The organism is Anaerobacillus alkalidiazotrophicus (genome assembly GCF_001866055.1).
This window is the reverse complement of sequence record NZ_MLQS01000019.1, coordinates 13,538-37,539: the sequence shown is the minus strand read 5'-3', so window position 1 is coordinate 37,539 and position 24,002 is coordinate 13,538. Positions and strand designations below refer to the sequence as shown.

Genomic DNA, 24,002 nt, shown 5'->3' with positions numbered 1-24,002 from the left:
TATTTTTATTAAATTAAATAATATAATATATCGATAAACTCGAGTTGTCAATACTAAATTTATGGAACAGCGGGACAGGTTTCTCTGTCCCTTTTGTCCCATTTTATTTATAAATAAGGACTTTCATGTTTTGCTTTAAGCTGATTCCAGCGGCGTTCTACTTCATCATTGAACATTTGAAGCACTTCTTTACTCTCTTCTTTTAGTAAATGCTTCGTTTTCCCCATCAGCGTTAACCAATCGGAAACGTCAATTCGTTTCTTTTTCTCCTCAGGATTATACGTGATGGTCGTAACGCCTCGTTCAACCTCATAAAGCGGGAAGAAACAGGAGTTAACAGCAGCTTCTACAATGGTTTGCCCTAATTCGTCTTTTGATTTCCAGTTTAACGGACAAGTAATTAAAATTTTCCCATAAACAAGCCCTTCATTTTGGGCATACCATTGAGCTTTTGCTGCTTTTTGTAGTAAATCACGATCGAAGGCTTCTGTTCCCGTGAAAACATACGAAATATGTGTTGCAGCCATAATTTGTGCGGTATCTTTATGGTGGAATGGTTTTCCTTTTTGAAAGTTACCAACACTTGAAGTACTCGTCATATGTCCCATTGGAGTTGAATACGATAATTGACTTCCAGTATTCATATAACCTTCATTATCATATTCTAGAATAATCATTTTATGATTTCGTAACGCAGTACCGATAGCCGGACCCATTCCTATGTCCATACCACCGTCACCAGTAACCATAACGAAAGTAAAGTCATCACTTAATCCTAATTGTTCAAACTCACCTCTTCGCTTTCTTTCATGAAACATTTCAACCAATCCAGATAATGTTGCCGAACCATTTTGAAATAAGTTATGAATGTAGGTCGCTTTATGCGCGCTATACGGATACCCTGTTGTCACTACCATTGCACATCCTGTATGGAATAAGGTCACAATGTCCCCTTCAATTCCTTTAAAGAATAATTCTAATCCTGAGAAGATTCCGCAGCCTGGACATGCACCATGACCAGAAGCAATTCGTTTTGGCTTTTTCGTTAAACTGCGTAATGGTGGGATTCGGACCTTTAACTTACCAGTACTCTCATCTCTCGCCACTTTAATTAATCCAGAATTCAAATCTTCCTTTTTCATTGGATTTAGTACTCTCTTAGGGGCATATTCTGCCTTCCCAGGTCGGTGGCCAAAGTAATCAAATGATTTTTCCACATAGCCAGTATCAGCGGCATCGATTGCTAATTGAAAAAAGTTTTCTGCATCGTCTGCATAAAAGTCTTTACCACCTAAACCATAAATTCGATTAATTACCTTGGTAGAAACATTCCCGTATACTTGGAGTGCTGCTCGTAATTCTAGGGCCATATTTCCGCCATGAGCGCCATAAGAATCTGCACGGTCGCCTACTGTTACTGCTTTTACATTTTTTAATGCTTCAGCCAGCTGTTTTTGTGGAAATGGACGAATCATATTTGGAGAAATCACTCCAGCCTTTATACCACGTGAACGCAAGTGATCCGCTACATCCTTACAAACCTCGGCTGAAGAGTTTAACATAAAAACAGCGACCTCGGCATCATCCATTCGGTATAGATCAAGAACAGGATAATCTCTTCCCGTTAATTTTCCATATTCTTTAGCAATTCTTTCGTATACTTTTTCTGCTTTGTACATGGCTTCAGACTGCTGGAAGCAGTTATTAATATAATCTGGTTCATTCATATATGGTCCAATTGTCACTGGATTTTCTCGGTCTAATGCATGAAGAAAACCTGTCGGTGGTTCACCTATAAACTGATGTACATCCTCTTTATTTTTAAACACTTGTACGCGTCTTTTTTGATGAGAAGTAAAATAGCCATCAAACGACACGATAACAGGCAGGCGAACTTCAGGATCTTCAGCTAGTTTAATCGCCATTAGATTCATATCATAAACCATTTGCGGTTCACGAGCCATCAAAATTGGCCACCCTGTGTTTAAGGCAAAATATAGATCTGAATGGTCGCCATGAATATTTAATGGTCCAGATACTGAACGGTTGACTAAGTTTAAAACCATTGGAAAGCGTGTTCCAGATTGAACGGGCAGCTGCTCAAGCATATACAAAAATCCGTTTGCACTTGTAGCGTTAAAAACACGCCCTCCACCAGTTGAAGCTCCGTAGCATATTCCTGCTGAACCGTGTTCGCCATCTGCAGGAATTAATACGATATCATGCTCGCCTTTAGCCTTCATACTATCAAGAAACTGAGCAACTTCCGTTGAAGGAGAAATCGGATAATAGCCCATCACATGATAATTGATTTGGTAAGCTGCAAACGCTGCCATTTCATTTCCAGATTCAAAAACGATACTCTGTTCAATTTCCCCTGGTACATTCACTTTATCTTTGTTAGTTTCTACAGACATCCCTCTCCCACCTTTCTGTTTATTTCGTTGCTAAATCAAATAAATGAGGTACACGATTTTTTTCAGCATAACCGTCATTGTATTCACGTTCTCTTGTTAGGGCATCAACAGGACAAGCATGAACACATTTGAGACAGCCTTTACAATACTGATAGTCAATTCCTTTTAGGAACATTTGCGTACGTCCCTTTTTATCTGGTTTTTCTTCCCATACAAAACAGAAGTCAGGGCACACTGTATCACAGGCTGCACAATTGATACATTTATCATCATGAAAATGCGGAAGCATTCCGACACGAGAAATACTTAAATCTTTTAAAATACTGTTTCCGGGATTCGTTACCATCCCGCCGAGAGGTTGTGTTTCGTATCCAAGGACAGGTTCATGCCTTGAGAATGATTGTAAAACGGTTTCCTCTTTCGCTTCATAGGTTTGAAAAACGACTTCACTAAACCCGCGTTCAAATGTACGAATGTTTGGTTCAACAAGATGGGGGTATTTATTTTGAAATGTTCGACGAATGGTATTTTTCATTGATTCAGGATCTAGGAAGTCTAAAATTCGGTAAAGTGCACCTAACATTGCGGTATTTGCTTTCGTTTGTTCTTCTAAAGCTATTCCAGTGGCATCCACAACGGCAATGCTTCCGCTTGGAATATTCATTAATTTCATTAATTCGTCTGGGGATTTTAGTGAATTGACCAGAACAGTACTATCGGGATAAATCCCACTCGTACAGTTGATCGTTTTAAATAGTGCATCATGAAAAATACCTATAACATGGGGACGTTCAATCGGTGTATTATCTCGAATGTTTGTTTTAGGATCGCAAAAACGAATATGTGCTTTCACTGGTGATCCTTTTTTCTCTGACCCATAAGAAGAAAAACCTACTCCATTTAATCCATTTCCAACTACGCCATCTTCAGAAAGTAGTTTTCCTGCTAAGTTTGCTCCTAATCCTCCAATCGATTCAAGTCGGATTTCATAAAAACCTAACTCATTAACTTTTGGTAACTTTCCCAAACATAGCCCTCCCATCTCTAAAAAACACATTTCGATACTTAAATATTTAAAATATTTTTAAAATTACAACTTTATTGTAACAGCATACGAAATTGAGAACAACAGAAACTTATACTATTTTTCCTACAATAAATTTTATAGGGCATTTAACTTTTAAAATATATAGTCTATACTACTTGTTGGTATAGTACAGTTTTTTATTGTGTTGTAACAGAATGTGCAACATAGGACAGGTTTATTATGAAAAAAAAGGATAATTTGTTAAATCTCATTATTTTTTTAGTATGCGGTGAGCGACATCACTGCTCTATAAAGATGGACAGGTTAGGCTACCTAAAATTCATTTGGGACAAGGTACCTGTCCCTTTTTCCCTAGAAAAATATGAACCCCTCTTAGGAAGAGATCTTGCACCCATTCAGTTAGTAACTTGTTGATGCGTCGGCTAATTTAAGAACCACTTATACTTTAATTCTTTAGCGAAGAATAAATGATAATGTATTTTCTCAAATCTTTGTTTACACCTTCATTCCCTAAATCGTCTATTGGTCTATCCTTATTCAAAAAAATCAAAACAGCCAATTCCCAAAATGGAAATTGACTGTCGATGTTAATGTCCCTATATCAATCTATAACTTTAGCTATAAATGAATAAGAGGCTTTCTCATCACCCCACTCACCTAGGAGTACAATTAAGTAATCGCCCTTTTCTGTCGGTAATTGAAGTTCTTCTAATGAACCTTTACTATAAATATTCCTCTGCATGTTCATAATTTGAAATTCAATTGTCTGGGGTTGCTCATCAAAAGTAACTTCCATAATAGCACTAGGAGTAACGCCAATTGGTTGTAAACGCTCTGCAAGTTCAAGAAGTATTTCACTATCATTACTATCATTACCATGAATGTCTGAACCAAGATAAGTAAGTACTACATAATCCACTTCAATATTTTGATTATTTATCGAGAAATTAGGGATAGGGAAGGGACTATCACTTGCTATTGTCATAATTTTATTATCGACATCCTTTATTATGCCTCTAGCATTTAGAAATTGGTCAAGCAATTCAGGTTTAACATCTGTATTTTCAAAGCTTTTACTAGGATTAATCCCGCTTTGTACTAGTATTTTTTCATACGTCATGAGCGCTTCAATATATAATTCATATTCCTCAGCAGATAACATATCATTACTAGACTCATGACCATTTAATCTATCAAAATACGGTTGTACAACCATCATTGCATTTTTTATCTCCTCAACTTTGTCTTGAGGAAGCAAATCAAAGTCAATGTTTCCATATTGATTTCCGTAATCTATTTTTACACCTGTTATTATTTTTAAATGATCTTTAAATTGTTGAAATTCTTCTTTTCCAAGTTCACCTTTTACTTGTAATAATTTAGCATTCAATAACATATAGCTGTCTATTGTTGCAGAAGCAAAATGGTTTTTTACATTTTCAAATGAACCATATAATTCGTCAGCTAAATAGGCTTGGTAGGCAATCGCACTAGTAGGAATAATTAAGAAAATTACGATCAAACCCGCTACTATGCGTTTTTTTATTTTATTTAAACCACTGTTCATTTCAATTTTATTTAATACTTTTTGTTTCAGCTTTTGAGGGGGATTTACTTCTTTACTTTTTTCTATTAAAGATTGTTTTACCGTCTTTTCAAAGTTCATTGTGCATTCCTCACTTCCTCAAAAAGATTTTGATTACTATGACCTTTTTGCCGTAGTTTTGTTAATGCGGCATTAATTCTTGACTTCACAGTACCGAGTGGGATATTCAAAATTTCGGAAACTTCTTCTTGAGAATATTCGTTTAAATAATGAAGAATAATCACCTGTTTTAGTTTGTACGGTATCAAATTTACAAGCTCATAGATTTCTTTGTTGGATATTTTATCAATTAGGTCGTCTGTCTGATCTATGACATTTCTTGGCTCTGTTCTTTCAAACTTTTTAAGTATCCTAAGTCCCATCCAACTTTTTCTGCGATAAGAGTGAATTTGTTTAATGGCAATTCCAGTGATCCAAGGCTTAAAAGGTTTCGTTTTATCGAACTTTTTAAGATTTTTATAAACTTGAATATACGTTTCTTGAACAATATCATCTACATTTGTTTTTTCATCTAGTAAAAAATGAACGGTTCTATAAACGTCATGAATCGTACGTTCATAAAGTTCACCGAACGCTTGTTGATTTTTAGACAATACTAGTTCTATGAGCTGATTTATATCATTTGCCTCTTCCATAATCAATCCTCCTTTTCTTTTTACACACCATATTGGTAAGAAATCGAGATTTCGTTCGATTTTTTTTGAAATATTTCAAGTTATTTTTCGAAAAATACTACATATTCCACTCGGTATGCGGTTTAACAGCTTAAAAACAAAACATTCCAATTATTGACGATATATCTGAAAATGAAGTAATTAAAGCAAAAAAAAAGAAAAAGATCATTTGAGGACTTAACAAAAGCAAGTAAAAGTAGCCTAGAGTTTTCTGGGATAACGATATGATGATGAGGTTTGGAATAATGTATTAACCATGAAATTTCACGTATTTTCATTTTTCTATTACAGTGATACAACATTATTTCAGCCATCTATACAAAGACGGTAAAACTGTCAAAGTAATGATTAAACAAATGAGTAATCCTAAGGACACGGTAGCACCTAGCATAGCCATTCCTGGATGATTAATAAATATTAGGCTACCAAAACCAATACACGTAGTCATCGCAGATAGAATGATTGCTTTTCCTGTTGTCATTAAAGCGTAGCCGATATTTCTTTCTTTTTGTGTTTTGAGTCGGTGTAAGAGATGGATACTGCTGTCAATCCCAATCCCGATAAGTAAAGGAAGTGCGGCAATACTTAGGATGTTTATTTCTAAATTTAATAACGGCAAAACCCCAATTGTTACATAAAGTGTTAAGACAACCGGTGTAACACAAATAAGCATCTCTTTTATTGACTTAAAGATGACTAATAAAAAGATTGCCACAATAACGATACATAATATTGAAATTTTAATAATGTCTTCTTTTACTAAACCGATGACTTCATTCATAATAGCTGCCATGCTCACAGGTGTATTTCCGCTTGCATTTAAAATCGCTACTTTCAATTCGTTATAATAGGCTTCTTCATAGATGTTTACAGCTGGAATCACTTCAACGAGTAATCGGCCTTCTTTACCGGCAAAGTTTGCGATTAAATTAGCTGGCAGGTCATTAATTTCCATTTTGTTTATATTAAAGATTCCTATCTGTGGGTAGCCAACATTTTCTAGAAACGTCATTAATTTATTGATGACTTCTGTTTTATATTCTTGTTGTTCAGGTAAATATTCATAGATTGATAGGATTTTTTCGACATCCGCCCTTTTTTCTAATTTTCTGACCACATCTTTTAAAACTTCTTCATTTTCAACCATAAAAGTTAATGTATTAGGGTTATAATCAAACTGCTCTTTCACAACAGCTTCCCACTTCTTACTTTCGATATTATCAGGATAGATTTTATCCAAATCACCAATCACTTCAGTATTTTTCACGTTAACGAACAATAGAGGCAGTAAAACTAGGATACTTAGTATAAAAATCGACGGTTTTTTTTCAATGATTTCTCCAAATGAATATAAAAAGGTAAATTTAATTTTTTTCTTTTTAGCAAATGGTCGCTTTGAATCAATGATCATCATTAACGCCGGAACAATCATGATCATTGTTGTACAAAGGAGAATAATTCCCATACCCGAGATAATACCCATTTGTTCAAAAGCTTTAAATTTTGCTAATACAAACGTAAAGAAGGCTACACTTGTTGTTATAGCGCCGATAGTAATACTGACGCCTGTTCCTTGTATCGCATTTTTTACCGAGTAGCTGACATCCTCGCCATTTTCTCTTTCTTCAAGATATCTAGCTATTAAATGGATGGAAAAATCAATCCCTAAACCAACTAATAAGAGTGCAAAGCTCATTGAAAAAACATTGATCGAGCCATAAAATAAATAAGCGAAAGCAGCAGTTAATAATGCACCAAGGATTAAAGGATAAATAACAGATGTTAATAATAGTGTCCTCCGAAAAGATAGGACGATTAGGAAGATAATGAACAAAATCGTGATAAAAAATGTTCCTAAAAATCCATCAAGTGCGACACGGTCAGCTTCAATATCTTGAATAAATGCTCCGCCTGTCAATCCAGCCTCTAAATCAAGAAATTCTTCTTTCGTAAGTAAATAATCGATCGTTTCTCTTAATTGATCATAAATTAATTCTCGACTTTCTAAAAAGTCAACGTTTTTATCTAATTTAAAGCGGATCATCAACAGAAATACATTTTCATCGTCATTCGTTATATATTGAATCGTATTTTTCTCAGATTGAAAGCTTTGATTATCTTTTAAAGATGTTAACAATTGGTCGATTTCTTCAATGTCTTCAGTATTAAGTGCTGTTTCTAAGTCTATAAAAAAGGATGTATCTAAATATAATAGACCGAAGTCTTTTAAACTACTTAAATCTACTTTATATAATAAATCTGCGTCAATTTCATTTGCTAATAGTTGTTGCTCCAATTCAGCTAAAAAGTGTTTGCTCATCTCTGTGTCGCCTTGCACAACAACAATTCCACTTTCTTGGGAGTCGAAATATTGCTCAAACTCCCTAATAGAATGCAATGTCTGACTATCGTGAGGGAGTAATTCTTCCATATCAGAACTAATATTTAGCTTTGATGCTAATATGACTGATAACCCAAATACAAGTAAGCTTATAAATAAGATAAGTTTATATTTGTTAAGCAATAAGTTTGCTAAATGTTTCATCACTTTACTACCACCCTATTATTTTATTAATGATGTCTTTTAGGTGCGTTTCCGCTTCGTTGAGATCATAGTCTAATTCACCTAAAATCATTCGCTCTAAAATTTCATGTAAAGAAATTAGAATAAATTTGGCATAAAAATCTGAATCTTGAATATCGAGAACACCTTCAGCAATACCACGATCAAGCCAAGCTTTAATTGCTAAAGAGAATTTTTCTTCAAACTTAGATTGGTGATTTTCATGATTAATGAATTCTAAAAACTTCACTTGATGAATGATCCTAATAATTTTTTTGTTTTTTATGGAAAAGTTTATCGCTTTGCTTATTAAGTTGTCGATTGTTTCTTTTGATACGGACGCTTCTTTTAATTCGGTAATTTCATGCCAAAAAATTAACACGCCTTTTTGCACGAGATCCCATGCTAGGTCTTCTTTGCTCTCAAAATAAAGGTAAAAGGTTCCTTTCGCTACTTTTGCTTTTTTGACAATTTCACTTACAGAAACTTTAGTAATATCTCTTTCCATTAACAATACTTCTGCAGCTTCTACTATTTTTCTTTTTGTCTGCCTTGCTTTATCACTTTTAAAAAAATCCATTTCAATACACATCCTTACGCGCGTTTCGGATAATGTGACCACTGGTTATAAATTAATTTTAGGTAGAAATTAACAGTATTTCAATGTACAGTTTAACGATTTTGGTCAGTTTAAAAAGTGTAAAAAGGGATCTAGTCCCCACCGCAGTATCGTTAACGCAGTGGGGATCAGACCCCTTTTAACGTACATTCATTTAACTTTTCTCATGTTCAATCGAGATGGCTACATTGCCCTTTTTATGACCTTTCTCAGCATAGCGATGTGCTTCGGGTACTTGATCCAACGGATAGGTTCGGTCGATAACGGATGTATATTTTCCAGCCTCAATAAGTTCTTTCAAGAAGACTAAATCTTCAGACTTTTCTTGAGCGACTCCTGCTATCGCCTTCTTGCTGCCTACTAATGACGTTCCAACACCTAATAATGTATGAGAAACACCAGCCGAACCTAATAGGAAATAGCCATGTTTGGTAAGTTTACTCTTAGTTTCGAAAAAAGAAATCTTACCTACCGTGTCAAAAATAACATCATACTTCTCACCACTTTTAGTAAAGTCATTTTTTGTGTAATCAATTACCTTATCTGCTCCTAATGATTTAACCATTTCTAGATTAGAGGTACTACATACCCCAGTTACTTCAGCTCCATAGTACTTGGCAAGCTGAACAGCAGCTGTTCCAACAGCACCAGAAGCGCCATAAATAAGAACCTTCTGTCCACTTTCGATTTTTGCCTTTCTAAGAAAGTGTATCGCTGTCATTCCCCCAAACGGAATAGCTGCTGCTTCTTCATAGCTTAGATTTTGCGGTTTTAATGCTATTGGAGCATCTTCACGTAGACATTTGTACTCAGCATAACTACCCAAACTCATACCAGTAGATCCGTATATTTGATCACCTTGTTTAAACCGTGTTACAGCTTTACCAACAGCTTCAACCTCACCAGCAAGGACACCTCCAAGAATAGCTCGTTTGGGTTTGGTAAAACCAAAGAAGAATCTTACTATGAACGGGTCAGCTTTTCGTAATCGCCAATCAGCGGAGTTTACTGCTGTCGCATGAATTTTTATTAATATTTCATTATCTTTAGGGACTGGCTTTTCAACTTCTTGAAGTTGAAGAACATCATATGGACCATATTCCTGACATACAATCGCTTTCACAAAATTCCCCTCCTCTTTTTATTAATGCAGCATTTTTTGTACTACTTTTGCCGTTAACAAATAGTTTATCTACAAATTTTTAAATTTGAATGTTACTTATTCTCTCAAAGTTATGATAGCGAGTGCCTTGAAATGTTAATTTTCCGATATCTCCCTCCGCAATAAGACCATACTGCTTACCCTTTACAGAAAGTTCAATCCGATCACTACTTTCTACTTCAAATGTAATATAGTAATGCGTTGTAGTATTGTGATGATGATGCCCATTGTGATTATGCATATGTCTAGATGTTTCAGTTCTTTTGGAAACAACCCGTGTATTTACTGTCAAAGTAGGTTGCTGATTATTGCTATGCCATTCAGACACACCTTTAGCAACATTAAAAATAATTCCTCCAATCACAATAATGAAAATTAAAGGTATAAAAAATTGGGCAAAAGAAAAAGGATCTATAATAGTTATCACTCTCCAATTCGTTTCTAATATTTACGCTAAAATAGCTGCAAAGGTTACATAAATTTAGGATCATTAGACTTTCACATGAATTTCTTTTGGTTGCATCGTCTTTACGGTGGTTTATTGTCTTCAGGAAATAAAACTACCTAATATATATGTAGATATGTAGGTACTATATTTTTTTCAACATTCGAATGATGCTTTAATTTTTAAAAATGCTTCTACTATGAAATCTATTGACCTGCTATACGAATATATATATACGTCGTAGATAAAAAGTTTAATTGGACCTTTGAATTTGTTAAATATCGTTTGATTTTTTAGTTTGTGGTGAGCGACATCACTGCTCTATAAAGATGAGTACGTTATCACGAAAGAGCCAGTCTTTAAAAAAAGTAATTAATAACACCTAACCTATTACTTGCAAAGTAAAATAGGGAGCCCATTATGATGGAATCCCTATTTTGCATATGGTTTTAGCTTTTGCGTGTTGTTACTTTTCTACACCTAAACTTTCTTTAGCCATTTGTACATATTCTTTTGAACCAGATGCTTCCGCAAACTCGGTAATATCAATTGCATAAGTTGCTTGCAATTCAATGATATGCTCTTTCATGAGAGGCCAAGTAACTCCACCTGCTGCTTCATAGGAGGCAATAACTTGTTCTAACACCTGTTCACCAAACGTCATGTTAATGCCAACAAAATCTTTTGAGACATCTGTTACAGCCACTTCTGTCCAATCGATTAATCCAGTTACTTCAGCCTGGTCATTGATTAACGTATGACCGGCATGAACATCACCATGGATCAGCCCGGTATGCATTGGCCACATTTTGTCATTGTCCACCCATGCTTGCCACCTATTCCATAACTCCTCACCAACGCCATACTTTTCTTTTACCACTGACATTCGTTTTTTCATGCTTGCTTTCGCTTCAGTCATGGTTTGTACCTTTAATCCCGGTATCTTCAACATTTCTTTCGGAACTTGGTGCAGCTCTGCTAACACTTTTCCTAGCGAGTTAAGATAGCTTTGGGGAACATTGTTTATATCAATCTCCCAAATATAGTTTTTTATTGTTGGATCAATTGTTCCTGCTGGAATACCTGATAATTGCTTATAGGCAATGAATTCATCTGTATATACCGACCATACAGGCACTTCGAACGAGACATGACGACTCACAATATCCAACACTTTCTTTTCGACACCAGCTTTCGCCATCGAATTCTCTCTTCTCGGTAACCGCAATATCCATGGTACCCCTTCATGATCAACCGCATGAACGACTTGAAAGTCCAAGCCAGACTCGTTGATTTTCATGGAATCTCCCGCAATGATAATTCCTTTCCTCTTAGCAATCTCTTTGATCTCAATTACTTTTTTATTCATCATCATAAACACCCTACTTCCTCAATTTTAATTGTTGCTCTTCCATGAAATAGACAACATCAGCTACAAGTTCTACAAACATTCGATCATGGGAAACAAGAAGGACCGTTCCTTCATATGCTGATAGAAACTTTTCTAATGCTAGGATACAATCAACATCCAAAAAGTTCGTTGGTTCATCTAAAACAAGGACATTGTATCGTCCTAGAAACAATTGACACAATACGAGTCGAATTACTTCTCCCCCACTTAACTTGCATATATCTTTTTTTAAATCATTTCCTTTAATATTCAAATTGTGTAATACCGCTCGGATTTTACTTTCGTCATAGTCACTTTTATTTTTCATATATGAAAGGACGGTTTCAGATTTTCCAAACTGATAATTCAATTGCTCATACATACCAAACTCGATCTTTGGAGAAAGAGTAATCCCTTCACCGCCGTTTAAAATGTGCTTAAGAAGTGTCGTTTTACCAGATCCGTTAGGCCCTGTTATGGCAATCGTCTTCCCTACCGGAAATTGAAAGCTTGCATTCTTTAATAACGTCTTTTCACCAACCTGTAACGTTATGCGATCAGCGATAATTGGAAACTTATTGTGTAATTGAAGTGCTCTTGGTTGTTGAAACTGAACTACTTTTTCTTTTTTTGGAGCATCAACCGCATCAAGCTGCTTCACTCGTTGCTCAATCGCTTTCGCGGCACGTTGCATGGACTTTTGACTTGTATCCTTTGATTTTGTTTCGAACATTCGATTACCTTTTGTCTTTATTTCTTTCTTCGTCGTTTGTTTATTCGCTTGAGTAACCTTTTCTGCCTTTTTCATTCTCTCCTCTGCCGATTTCAGTAGACGATTTTTTTCTTTTGTATACTTTTCATACTGCTCTTTGTGCTGTTTTCTCTCTAATTGTTTTTGCTCAACGTAAGCGGAATAGTTGCCCGCATACTCGGTAACTTTTCCATTTTGCACCTCCCAAATCTTTGTCACCAATTGATCGAGCACATAACGATCATGACTAACGAGGACAAGAGCGCCGTAGTAATACTTCAATTCCTCAACTAAAAAATCTATCCCCTCAGCATCTAAATGGGTCGTGGGCTCATCAATCAATAACCCTTCATGATAGGTGGAAAACAACTGCGCTAACTTCATCCGTGTTTGTTCTCCACCACTTAATTTCTCAATTTCCGTTTTGGGAACCGCTAGTTTTCCTAGTAGCCCATCATTGACTTCTATCTCCACAGGCTTTGCCATTTGTTCAAAATAGCCAACGTTTATCAAACGTTTGACTTTTCCTTTATAAAGACTGACTCTATCAGCCAAGACTTTTAATAGAGTACTCTTTCCTTCACCGTTCTTTCCAACAATCCCAATTCAATCAAACTGATAAACTGATAATTTTTCAATGTCTAATACGACCTTATCTAAATACGAAACTTCTATTTTCGATAGTTCTAAACATAATTGTTCCATCATTCGTTACCTCCCGTTATTTACCCAAATAAAAAATCACAGGCTACTGCCTGTGATTTTGAGTAAACGGATGATAACAATCCTTATCATAGATCCTAACGTACAATCGCCTGACCAAATAAACCCACTTTTACTAGAAAAGAAGGAATACCTGTGGCCGATAGCCTCCATTTATTTTATACTTTTCACATTTATATGCATAAAAAAACCTAGCTTATCGCCAACTCCTGGCTTTAGACTTAGCTTTCCTATAGCGAAGTTTAACGTAAAGTATAAAAAAGAAAGGCAGAACGATCCGCCTTTCAACATATAGCATATCTCTATGCGAAATGAAGATTATTAAAAAAGGACAGACTGATCCCGTTTACTCTGCATACACAAGCAGAGCCTTTGAACGTATGAAATTACTTGTTCAAAGTACGGAACCGAATTCTGGATGGCAACATCTTTTTAATAATCCTCCTTAAAATTTAAACTAATTGACATAAAAACCTTAGCACTATATTAGTAGAAAGTCAATAATAACTTTCCTCTTATTAAGAAATTAGTTAGTTTTTTTTCATAGTACCGGTATAAACAAAAATCGCATCTCTTAAAAATTCTGTCATCCCTGGTTTCTTTTCATAGTACTTTTTAAACCGTTCATCATCTAGATACATTTGAGCTAGACCAGCGTGAGCATCCTTGTTGTACTCACTCCAGTAATACATAAGCCATTTTTTATGCAACTCCGCCGTTTTTTGTGCACTATCGCCCGATGGGTCTCCAGTTTTAAACGCTTTTTCAAGAGTTTCCTGAACTTCAATGGCAAGACGGCTAACCTCGTCATAATCTTCTTTTTTCATATTCTTAAGTTTTTCATTAGACCGGTTCACCATATCATTGCCATATTTTTCACGAATCTCTTTCCCGTATTTTGCCTCGTTCTCATCAATCAACTGCTGCTTAAAACCTTCAAATTTCTCTTTGTCTGTCATCATTGTTCTCCCTTCCATTGAATCAATTGTTTTTTCTACATTGGCAATTAGAACATCTAACTGCTTCCTTTTTCCAAGAAGTTGTTCCCGGTGTTCCTTTAGAGCTTCAGTTTCATCGTATGAAGGGGAAGTAATGATTTTTTTAATACTTTCTAGACTTACCCCTAATTCTTTATAAAACATGATTTGCTGTAATCGATCCACTTCTTTCTGACCATAAATTCGATATCCTGACGAGTTAATTCTTGCTGGATTCAGAATTCCGATCTCATCATAATACCGAAGTGTCCTCGTACTGACTCCGGCTAATTGAGCCAGCTTCTGTATCGTGTATTCCATTTGTTCACCTCCTGATACTTTTACTCTACACCTTTACGTATGCGTGAAAGTCAACTAAATCTTTTCATTTATTTCCGATATTCAATCATCTCAGTGTCGCTATAAACAAAAAAACTTCTGGCAGCGAAAAACCAGATATTCTCCTACTATCCTGTACCGATTATAATGATTTCTGCTAGAAATAATGATTCGGATCAAATTCTAAGGATGGAACTTGTTGCTGATGATTATGTCATTAAACCGTTTAGTGTTGAGGTATTAATTCTGATTATATTAGAAAGCCTCCTTTTCATTTAAGAAAAGGAGGCTTTGTTTGTTGTCGGAGCAAATGTCTGTGTGCTAATATTGTTAGTTCACTGGGACATTAACTTGGAAAGTAACTCCGAACTTGTCTTTTACGATCCCGTATAAGGGGCTCCAATCCGTTTTCTGAAGTGGCATGATAACTTGCCCACCATCTTGCAAAGCAGCGAAGATTTCTCTCGCACTTTCCTCTACAGTAGGATGTATGGCAATCTGAACCGAATCACCTGGCTGATAAGGCATGCCTGGGAACGTATCGGAGAACATGAGATCCGTGTTCCCAACCTTCAAATGCGCATGCATAACACGATCCTTCATATCATCCGTCAACGGATGATTCGGATCCGTTGGCATATCTCCAAACGTCATGATGCCCATCACTTTCCCGCCTAGTGCTTTCTCGTAAAAATGTACCGCTTCTTTCGCGTTGCCGGCAAAACACAAATATGGGTTTAAACTGATTGACATTTTTCAGCAGCTCCTTGGAAAAAATTTTGATAACCTCATTCATTATATCCCAAAAAGTAATACTTCAACATTAATGTTAATGTTGGATAACTCTACTATTATTGGAAGCCACTCGTTACTACAAATTTCAAATTATTTTACGTTGATTTGTCATTCACCAACATATTCAATATACTGATGTTCTTGCTGAATCACTTCCACATTACGCGGAATTTGAATATAAATAGCGGAAAAACCTAAGGAGCTGCTCCATTCGTTCATCCAACGTTTTTCTTTATAAAATTGATTGATCGTAAACTCCTTATCAAATTTAGCAACATTTATCGTAACTGGTGGTGGCTCCCCGATAATGATTCTACCTCCTGACAACTCTACTGTTGGTGGCTTTAAATAATCAGTAAATTCCACACCTTCGATAAATGTTTTTGTAGTAAGGTACGTTACATCAATGGTATCATCCTCAATTTCCTTTCTTTCTACCACTAAAATAAAATGGTGGTTGTTATTACTAATTTCGATTGTATCTCCAGTGTACGGAAATTGCCATTTTTCTAGTTGGGAAATGGCTTCCGTTTCCCCATCATTCATCGCTGCATAAAAGTCTTGTACATAATTATTAATTTCATAAATCATCTCTTGATTATCTTCCCTGTTTATCGTTACCAATTGTGCTTGTAATAAATAAAACAACACGGTAGAGAGGAGTAAAATACTAGAATACATGATTAATATATACTTCGCTCTCTTTTTGTACATGATAGGACCATTGAATATTCGACTTTTTCCATTAAAAGAAAACAAGATTGCGATCAACAAAACGACTAACAGTGGTAAAAGTAAGCTCATTTAGCGCACCTCCAATCGGTTAGAAACGAATAGTGATGCAATAAATAATGCAATGCTAGTTAAGATCACCTTTAATATAAATAGGTAAAGTGTTGTTTCCCCAATATAAAATTGAATGGCAGCTGCAGCAATTCCATCGTTCCCCGCACCCAAAAACAATCCTCCAAAAATCAATATTGGTAGTACAATTTTGATCATACTATGAAGTTGAGATAACGTACCAACAAAATATCCAACAGATGCAAGGAGTAAAATATACAAAATTGCGACGAAGGTTCCATTGAATAATTGTCCGAGCGTAATAACTTCATTAATAATAAATTGATGGTCGTAATAAAAATACATCCCTACCCTTAACAGCATTCCGGATAACATAGAGGTTACTCCGCCAATCACACTTGCTGTGATTAAAAACAGAATATTGGATACGTTACTTGTCAATCGGTTTGTCACAAACGTAAAATCACAGTTACGATATACCCTTGTGGTCATTGTCACACCAATATAGAGGCCCCAGATCATCGTAAAACCAATAACTAAATTGGATGAAAACAGCTTTGCCGATAAGGAAATATTTTCAGAATGCGCTCCCATACTTCCAACTCCCATCAACGACAAGGAAAGAGCTGCAATTTGTACGGCTATCATTGCTGTTAAAGCATTTAAATAGGCATTCATTTTGTATTTATATTGTTTTTTCGTAATGTCAGCTACATTAGCTTCGGTTAAATACATCGTCAATCCCTCCCTTCGTCGAATTCGTTAAGTACACACATAAGTCATCTGAAGATACTGGTGTGACTTCAATTCCTGCATTTCTAATGTTTTGTACTACTTGATTTGAAAAAACATTTTCCACAACGACATAGGAAGTATTTACGCCGATAGAACGTTGGTGGAGCACGCCTTTACCTAGCGTAAACCCATTGACCTTCTCTGTATTACCCCTCAGACCAATTGCATATTCCTTCACTTCTGCCATTGACTTATGAAGGGCAATTTCTCCTTCCTTTACGAGTATCATATCCTCAAGAATATCTTCAACTTCGTTTAATAGATGACTTGATAAAATAATGGTTCGGGGCCATTCCATATAATCTTTTAATAAAGCGCGATAAAAATCCTTCCGAACCGATGAGTCCATTCCTGATGTTGGTTCATCCATAATTGTTAATGGACAACGCGCAGCTAAACCGATAATCATGTTAAATGTACTTCTCATTCCTTTGGAAAGGTGGCTGTGATATTGTTTTTTTGTAAAGGAAAAATACTCAAACAATCGTTGAGCTAGTTCCTGATCCCAATTTTCATAAAAAGCTTCTGCAGCCTCTAAAATATCCGCAAGACTTAATGCTTCAGGAAACGTCATTTGTTCATCTACAAATACCATATTGGATGCCACTTTTAAATGATTAAATGGCTCTTCATTAAAAACACGTACTTCCCCTGATGTTTCACGTAAATACCCTGCCATTATTTTTAGTAACGTAGTTTTCCCAGCTCCATTCCTTCCGATAAGTCCAGTTATTTTATTTTCTTCAATGGTGAAACTGATGTTATTGATTGCTTTCACACTGCCGTATTGCTTCGATAGCTCTCTTGCCACTATGACATTCATAACCTTCCCTCCTCTTCCTTCTTTACCGATTTAATCATCTCAATTAATTCAGCCTCTGAAACAGCTAAACGCTGAGCTTCAGAAACTAGATCCTCTATCATTTGTTGTAACGTCTCACTTTTTCGCTTCATAAGTACCATTTCTTTTGCATTTTCAGATACAAACATACCCAACCCTCGCTTTTTATAAAGGATTTTTTGATCAACCAATATATTTAACCCCTTTGCAGCAGTGGCTGGATTAATCGTAAATATCTCTGCTAATTGATACTGCGAATATATCTTTTCGTCACTATTGATGTTCCCTGACAATATTTCTGTTTCTAGCCATTCAGCTATTTGGACATATATAGGCTTATTGCTATTTGGATTAACAACCATTTCATTCCCACCTCCTTACGAGGATTGCCGACATAGTGCATTACCGATGTAATGTAGTGTATATTTATATTATAACGATGCGGGGAAATTTTAGCAAGGGGGTTATTGGAAAATATTAGCCTTTATTTTGGGTGTAACGAGTCCTTTTTATCTAATAAAGCTGAACTTCAATCAGTGGGGGTTTTCCTTCATCCCCCACTGATTGTTAGTTCAACTTATACCACAGGCATAAGAATAACTAATCATCAGCTATCACTGATGAAAGTTATTCTATATCGGACTTTTAGGGGCAGTTTATCCCCCACCTAAACTTCTCGATTTTCTTAAAGTTTTGAGGTGGGGGTCTTACTTGCCCCTTAAGAGTGGGATAAATAAAATGTGCCACAAAAGGAAAAGAGGCCACTGAACAAAAGCTCTTCGGAGTGACCTCATACTATAATTATAGATTTTGGAAGGGAAACTTTATCTATCATTCTGATTTGCCTAAAGTCATATAATGCTTTTTCGTGCTTTTATCTAATTTTTCAATCGCATATCGTAAAGTGACTCTTGGCATTGTTGTTGCATATTTGTCCAAAAATTGCTTTAGTCGATCTTCATCTTTCTTACCAGCTTCACGTAAAAAAGTTCCAACAGATTTGTTAATTAATTCTTCTTTATCGTCCACTAATAATTCAGCAATTCGAAATGTATCTTCTACATCTCCATTTTTTATAAATGCAAAAGTACTGACAATGGCGGTTCTTCGCTCCCAAATATTTTCTGAACGCACCAACTCATACAAAATCTCCTTAGATTTATCCTTTAAATAATTACCAACTACTGAAGGAGCTGCCCGATCTACAAAATCCCAATTATCGATTCGATCATGTCTCTCAATATATAATTCAAATAATGCTTTCCTCTCGTCATTTGTCGTCTTCTTACTTTTAGTTTGAAAATCCATAATACTCACTGCACCCATTCTTACTTCATAATAAGGGCTTTCCAATAACTTTTCGATTTCATTTAAAGACATGTTCATAAAGTCCTTAGCAGCCTGAAAAACGGTACGCATGTGTAATCCTAACCATAACGTACTAGAATCAGAGCCTTTATAGTACCTTTTCATTTTTTCAATATCTGCTTCACTCTTGTGCTCTTTCAATACTTCTACAAATCGATTTGCATTCATATTTTCGATAGACTGCTTATTCATCATGTATTCAGTCCTTTCAGAGACTTTTGAATAGTAGATGGCTATTCTTTTTTACTTTTAACAAATTGAACAAACCAATACAACGCTATCCAAGGAAGTACATAACGAGTTGCCCACTCAAAAAATCCAATAATAATAGCAAAACCATCAAAATTTAATATATTTAGAACAATAAATAGTAAGACCAAGCCTATTGTACCGTATATGAAATACTTCATTTATTTCTCCCCCTCCAAATTGTGTGGAAAAACCGCTTCTTAAAACCCACCTATAGTTTACCACTATTTCCCATTATGTGAGTATAAAAAAACAGGAACAGTATACTGTCCCTTTGTTTCACGCATATCCACTTAATTAGCTCAAATATCACATACATCAACTAACTTCTGCCTTCTTTGAAAACTGGCTATAGTATAACTCTGCATAAAAGCCATTTTTATTAAGGAGCTCATGATGTGTCCCCTTTTCTAATATCTCACCTTGATTCATCACTAATATGACATCGGCATCTTGAATAGTGGAAAGACGATGTGCGATCACAAAGCTTGTGCGACCTTCCATTAGCTTTTTCATCGCTTTTTGAATATTCTTTTCTGTCCTCGTGTCTACACTACTAGTCGCTTCGTCTAAAATTAATATTTTTGGATTCGATATAATCGCTCTTGCAATCGTAAGCAGCTGTTTTTGTCCTTGTGAAATATTCGAAGCATCCTCACCCAAGACCGTGTCATAGCCGTCAGGTAACGTACGGATAAAATCATCAGCAAAAGCGCTTTTAGCTGCTGCTATCACTTCTTCTTTAGTGACCCCTTCTCGTCCATACGCAATATTATCTCGAATCGTTCCATTAAATAACCATGTATCCTGTAATACCATCGCTATCATGCTACGTACCTGTTCACGAGAAAATTGTTCTAGGTTGATCCCATCAATATGAATCGACCCACGGTCTAATTCATAAAAACGCATAAGCAGATTGATAATCGTCGTTTTCCCTGCCCCTGTTGGACCAACAATAGCAACTGTATCGCCTTCTTTGACATCAAGACTCATATTTTTAAGAATAGGTGTTTTCTTATCATAACTAAAGCTGACATTTCTTATCGAAACATGGCCTTGAAGCTTCGTTAATTCCACTTCAGCAGCCTGTTCTTTCTTCTCCTCTTCCTCATCTAGTAATGCAAAGATACGTTCCGCAGAGGCTATCGCCGATTGGATAAGGTTAGCAATGCCAGCTAAATGGGCCATCGGATGGGAAAATTGCTGAGAATATTGAATAAACGCTTGCACATCACCAATACGAAGATTACCATTTATCACGAACAGCCCGCCGACAATACTAATCATCACGAAGCCGAGATTCCCAACAAAAGACATCAGCGGCATCATAATCCCGGAAACAAATTGAGCCTTCCACCCCGCTTTGTATAATCGATCGTTAATGTCGTCAAATTTTTTTATCGCTTCCTGTTCATAGCCAAAAGCTTTTACTACCTGATGACCACTAAACATTTCTTCCACATGCCCATTCACCCTACCTAGCTCATTTTGTTGATTGACAAAATGTCTCTGTGAAAAAGAAACAACCTTTTTTACAATGAGTCCGCTTAACGGGAGCATCAGCAAAACAACGAGGGTCATGATCGGACTGATGATCAGCATCATCACAATCACTCCAATGATCGTAAAGATTGAAGTGATCATTTGAGTTAAGGATTGCTGTAAGGATGTTTGAATATTATCAATATCATTAACCGCTCTACTTAAAACATCTCCATGTGCATGCTTATCTAAATAACGAAGCGGTAAACGCGACAGTTTTTCATTCACTTCTTGCCTTAATTCAGCAATCGTCATTTGAGATACTCCAGCAATCAGATAATGCTGCAGCCAGGAAAAAATCGATGAAGAAGTATAAAGCAGAATCAGGATGAGAAGTAGATTCCCTAGAAAATCAAAATCAACTCCACTACCAGCTATAAAACTTTCAAAAATAGAAGAGGTCGCATCTCCTAATAGCTTTGGGCTTATCACGTTAAATAATGTAGCTAATAAACTAGCTATAACCACAATGATCAACATTTTTTTCCTAGGGTTAAGGTATTTCAGTAAACGCCAAAAGGTTTTTTTGAAATTTTTTGGTTTTTCACTCGGGATGAACGGACCAGGTCCAAAAGCCTTTGGCCCACTTGACTGTGAAGGAGTACGTTGATCTTTCTCGTTCTTTTTTTGCATCATGCACTCTCCTCCTTCTCTTGCGATTCCACGATCTCTTGATAAATTTTATTTTCTTTTAGCAATTGTTCATGGGTGCCGACACCTGCAGTCTTCCCTTCATTTAGTACGATAATCTGATCGGCATTTATCACTGTATTCACTCGCTGAGCAACCACCAAAATTGTAGAATCCGATACTTTCTTCTTTAAAGCTTCTCTTAATTTTGCATCTGTCTTATAATCTAGTGCGGAGAAACTATCATCGAAAACATAAAGCTCTGGTTTTCTCACAAGCGCACGCGCGATCGATAAACGCTGCTTTTGCCCTCCAGATAGGTTCAATCCAGACTGCTCGATATGTGCAAAAATACCATCTTCCTTTTCTTGCACAAAATCGAGCGCTTGCGCTGTTTCTAGAGCCTCAAAAATCTCTACCTCAGTGGCATCTTTCTTACCTAGAAGAATATTCTCGGCAATTGTGCCGCTAAAAAGAGATGCTTTTTGTGGGACATACCCTATTTTTTGACGAAGGGTATGCTGCTTCATACGTCGTATATCTACCCTATTTAATAGAATCGATCCACTTTCTACATCATAAAAGCGTGGAATTAATTGAGTAAGAGTCGTCTTGCCAGCACCAGTACTTCCGATTATAGCCGTCACTTCACCTGGTTTGGCAGTAAAGGAAATATTTTCTACTGCGGGTTTTTCAGCTCCTGAGTAACGAAAGGTCACATTTTTAAATTCTAAATGACCACGTAATCCATTTTCTTCTCTTAATTCATCACGAGCGTCCACAATCTCTGGCTTCACATGAAGAACTTCGCTAATTCTTTTAGCCGAAGCCTCTGCACGCGGGATCATGACAAAAACCATGGAAAGTAGGATTAAAGAAAATAGGATCATTAAGGCATATTGTAAAAAGGCCATCAGATTCCCTATTTGCATCATTCCCTGATCAATTCGAATTGCTCCAAACCAAACAATCGCAATACTCGTAAAGTTCATGACTAGCATCATAACAGGGAACATAAAGGACATGATCTTATTGACCCTTATACCTGTATCTCGATAATCGCGGTTCGCCTGATTAAATCTAGACTTTTCGTACTCGACGCGATTAAACGCACGAACCACTCTCGTCCCTATTAACGTCTCTCTTAAGATCAGATTTAATCGATCGGTCTTTTTCTGTAGAAGACCAAACAAAGGTAATGCTTTTTTCGATATGAAAAAGATCAGGCCAGCTAAAATCGGTAAGGCAGCTAAAAAAATAAGCGATAAAACAGCATCTCTAGAAACTGCTAGGACGATCCCACCAACAAGCATTAAAGGTGCTCTAGTCATCATTCGCAGCATCATATTGATCACATCTTGAATTTGTTTAATATCATTTGTCGTTCTCGTAATGAGTGATGATGGACCGAATTTTTCATATTCTTTTAACGAGAAATTCTCCACCGATAGAAATAACTTTCGACGGATATCTCTTCCAAGGCCAAGTGCCGCCTTCGTTGAAAAATAAATAGAAATAATGTTAAAGACAATCGCTAAAAGAGCACTTGCTATCATTAACGCTCCAGTTTGTAGAATAAAAGAAATATCATGATTTACGATACCGATATCAACAACATCCGCCATAAGCGTAGGTAAATATAGTTCAAGAAGAATGGCCGAAAGGGTAAAAACGAAAACCATCACCATAAAAAACCAATAGGGCTTTAAATATTTAAGGATGGATATCACGATTACTCACCTGCTTTTGAATTGAAAAATTGAAAGGTTTTATTTAGAAGTTTAGACAATTGACGGCTATCTTCAGGCCCTAAATACTCAGCAAGAGACGTGAAGCGTTGATGAAACTGTTTCTTAACTGCATCTGCAGCCTCCCAGCCAGATTCCGAAAGGACAACTCTAACGACCCGTCTGTCCTTTGGATCATTTTTCCGAATGATCCATCCACTTTCCTCCATCTTATTGATTAGCTGCGTAATGAAAGGTGAACTAACATGCATTTTTTTGCTTAATTCTATAATTTGTAACCCTTCTTCTGGTGCATGACTAAGCAAAACTAATGCTCTTGCTTCACTAGTTTTCTTATCATTGGTTGCCTCTATGTGTTTTCGTTTTAAACGAATAAAGGCTTGCATTAAATCCTCAACGGTCTGATGATCGATTTGGTTGTAAGTTTGCTGCTGACTTTTTTCTTCCAATCCCATTCACCTCTTATACAAAAATAGATAAGTAAGTTAATTAATTACTTTGTTATCTATTATA

20 protein-coding genes, 1 pseudogene and 1 other annotated feature (1 of these 22 cut by a window edge) are annotated in these 24,002 nt (G+C 36.1%); all 21 genes and pseudogenes read right to left on the bottom strand.

Going from position 1 to position 24,002, the window contains the following annotated elements; genetic code table 11:
- Positions 1-5, bottom strand: a binding site (T-box leader); it reaches 239 nt to the left of the window's first position.
- A 102-nt stretch (positions 6-107) separates the two neighbouring features.
- Positions 108-2,417, bottom strand: coding sequence for a thiamine pyrophosphate-dependent enzyme (locus BKP45_RS13710; protein WP_071390261.1), 2,310 nt, complete (start codon positions 2,415-2,417; stop codon positions 108-110).
- A 19-nt stretch (positions 2,418-2,436) separates the two neighbouring features.
- On the bottom strand, positions 2,437-3,444 hold the full coding sequence (locus BKP45_RS13705; protein ID WP_139193836.1) for a 2-oxoacid:acceptor oxidoreductase family protein: 1,008 nt from the start codon (positions 3,442-3,444) through the stop codon (positions 2,437-2,439).
- A gap of 622 nt (positions 3,445-4,066) precedes the next feature.
- Complete coding sequence (locus tag BKP45_RS13700) at positions 4,067-5,131, bottom strand: DUF3600 domain-containing protein (RefSeq protein WP_071390259.1); 1,065 nt, start codon at positions 5,129-5,131, stop codon at positions 4,067-4,069.
- Positions 5,128-5,706, bottom strand: a complete 579-nt coding sequence (locus tag BKP45_RS13695) for a sigma-70 family RNA polymerase sigma factor (RefSeq protein ID WP_071390258.1) — start codon at positions 5,704-5,706, stop codon at positions 5,128-5,130. Before BKP45_RS13695 ends, BKP45_RS13700 begins: the two co-directional genes overlap by 4 nt.
- Before the next feature lie 340 nt (positions 5,707-6,046).
- Positions 6,047-8,290 carry an efflux RND transporter permease subunit gene (locus BKP45_RS13690; protein ID WP_245747500.1) on the bottom strand — a complete coding sequence of 748 codons (2,244 nt, stop codon included), beginning with the start codon at positions 8,288-8,290 and terminating at the stop codon, positions 6,047-6,049.
- A 7-nt stretch (positions 8,291-8,297) separates the two neighbouring features.
- On the bottom strand, positions 8,298-8,888 hold the full coding sequence (locus BKP45_RS13685) for a TetR/AcrR family transcriptional regulator (protein ID WP_071390256.1): 591 nt from the start codon (positions 8,886-8,888) through the stop codon (positions 8,298-8,300).
- 193 nt (positions 8,889-9,081) lie between these two features.
- Complete coding sequence (locus tag BKP45_RS13680) at positions 9,082-10,050, bottom strand: NAD(P)-dependent alcohol dehydrogenase (RefSeq protein WP_071390255.1); 969 nt, start codon at positions 10,048-10,050, stop codon at positions 9,082-9,084.
- 79 nt (positions 10,051-10,129) lie between these two features.
- Positions 10,130-10,516, bottom strand: a complete 387-nt coding sequence (locus BKP45_RS13675) for a DUF2500 domain-containing protein (protein ID WP_211272975.1) — start codon at positions 10,514-10,516, stop codon at positions 10,130-10,132.
- Between the two features lie 484 nt (positions 10,517-11,000).
- On the bottom strand, positions 11,001-11,903 hold the full coding sequence (locus BKP45_RS13670; RefSeq protein WP_071390356.1) for a macrolide 2'-phosphotransferase: 903 nt from the start codon (positions 11,901-11,903) through the stop codon (positions 11,001-11,003).
- Between the two features lie 13 nt (positions 11,904-11,916).
- Positions 11,917-13,380 (bottom strand): annotated as a pseudogene (locus BKP45_RS13665) (Msr family ABC-F type ribosomal protection protein).
- 548 nt (positions 13,381-13,928) lie between these two features.
- On the bottom strand, positions 13,929-14,696 hold the full coding sequence (locus BKP45_RS13660) for a MerR family transcriptional regulator (RefSeq protein ID WP_071390254.1): 768 nt from the start codon (positions 14,694-14,696) through the stop codon (positions 13,929-13,931).
- A gap of 348 nt (positions 14,697-15,044) precedes the next feature.
- Positions 15,045-15,467, bottom strand: coding sequence for a VOC family protein (locus tag BKP45_RS13655; protein ID WP_071390253.1), 423 nt, complete (start codon positions 15,465-15,467; stop codon positions 15,045-15,047).
- A 150-nt stretch (positions 15,468-15,617) separates the two neighbouring features.
- A complete protein-coding gene (locus tag BKP45_RS13650; RefSeq protein WP_071390252.1) occupies positions 15,618-16,313 on the bottom strand; it encodes a hypothetical protein in 696 nt (231 codons plus the stop codon).
- On the bottom strand, positions 16,314-17,048 hold the full coding sequence (locus tag BKP45_RS13645) for a hypothetical protein (protein ID WP_071390251.1): 735 nt from the start codon (positions 17,046-17,048) through the stop codon (positions 16,314-16,316).
- Positions 17,029-17,931: an ABC transporter ATP-binding protein gene (locus tag BKP45_RS13640; protein ID WP_071390250.1), complete on the bottom strand. Its 903-nt coding sequence runs from the start codon at positions 17,929-17,931 to the stop codon at positions 17,029-17,031. Before BKP45_RS13640 ends, BKP45_RS13645 begins: the two co-directional genes overlap by 20 nt.
- Positions 17,928-18,311: a GntR family transcriptional regulator gene (locus tag BKP45_RS13635; protein ID WP_071390249.1), complete on the bottom strand. Its 384-nt coding sequence runs from the start codon at positions 18,309-18,311 to the stop codon at positions 17,928-17,930. The genes BKP45_RS13640 and BKP45_RS13635 overlap by 4 nt, the downstream gene beginning before the upstream one ends.
- Before the next feature lie 469 nt (positions 18,312-18,780).
- Complete coding sequence (locus BKP45_RS13630) at positions 18,781-19,512, bottom strand: DNA alkylation repair protein (RefSeq protein WP_245747492.1); 732 nt, start codon at positions 19,510-19,512, stop codon at positions 18,781-18,783.
- Positions 19,513-19,550: 38 nt separating this feature from the next.
- Positions 19,551-19,727 carry a hypothetical protein gene (locus BKP45_RS22600; protein WP_169824122.1) on the bottom strand — a complete coding sequence of 59 codons (177 nt, stop codon included), beginning with the start codon at positions 19,725-19,727 and terminating at the stop codon, positions 19,551-19,553.
- 157 nt (positions 19,728-19,884) lie between these two features.
- A complete protein-coding gene (locus BKP45_RS13625; protein ID WP_071390248.1) occupies positions 19,885-21,747 on the bottom strand; it encodes an ABC transporter ATP-binding protein in 1,863 nt (620 codons plus the stop codon).
- Positions 21,744-23,471 carry an ABC transporter ATP-binding protein gene (locus BKP45_RS13620; protein ID WP_071390247.1) on the bottom strand — a complete coding sequence of 576 codons (1,728 nt, stop codon included), beginning with the start codon at positions 23,469-23,471 and terminating at the stop codon, positions 21,744-21,746. The genes BKP45_RS13625 and BKP45_RS13620 overlap by 4 nt, the downstream gene beginning before the upstream one ends.
- A gap of 2 nt (positions 23,472-23,473) precedes the next feature.
- Positions 23,474-23,938: a MarR family winged helix-turn-helix transcriptional regulator gene (locus BKP45_RS13615; RefSeq protein WP_169824121.1), complete on the bottom strand. Its 465-nt coding sequence runs from the start codon at positions 23,936-23,938 to the stop codon at positions 23,474-23,476.
- Between the last annotated feature and the right edge of the window lie 64 nt (positions 23,939-24,002).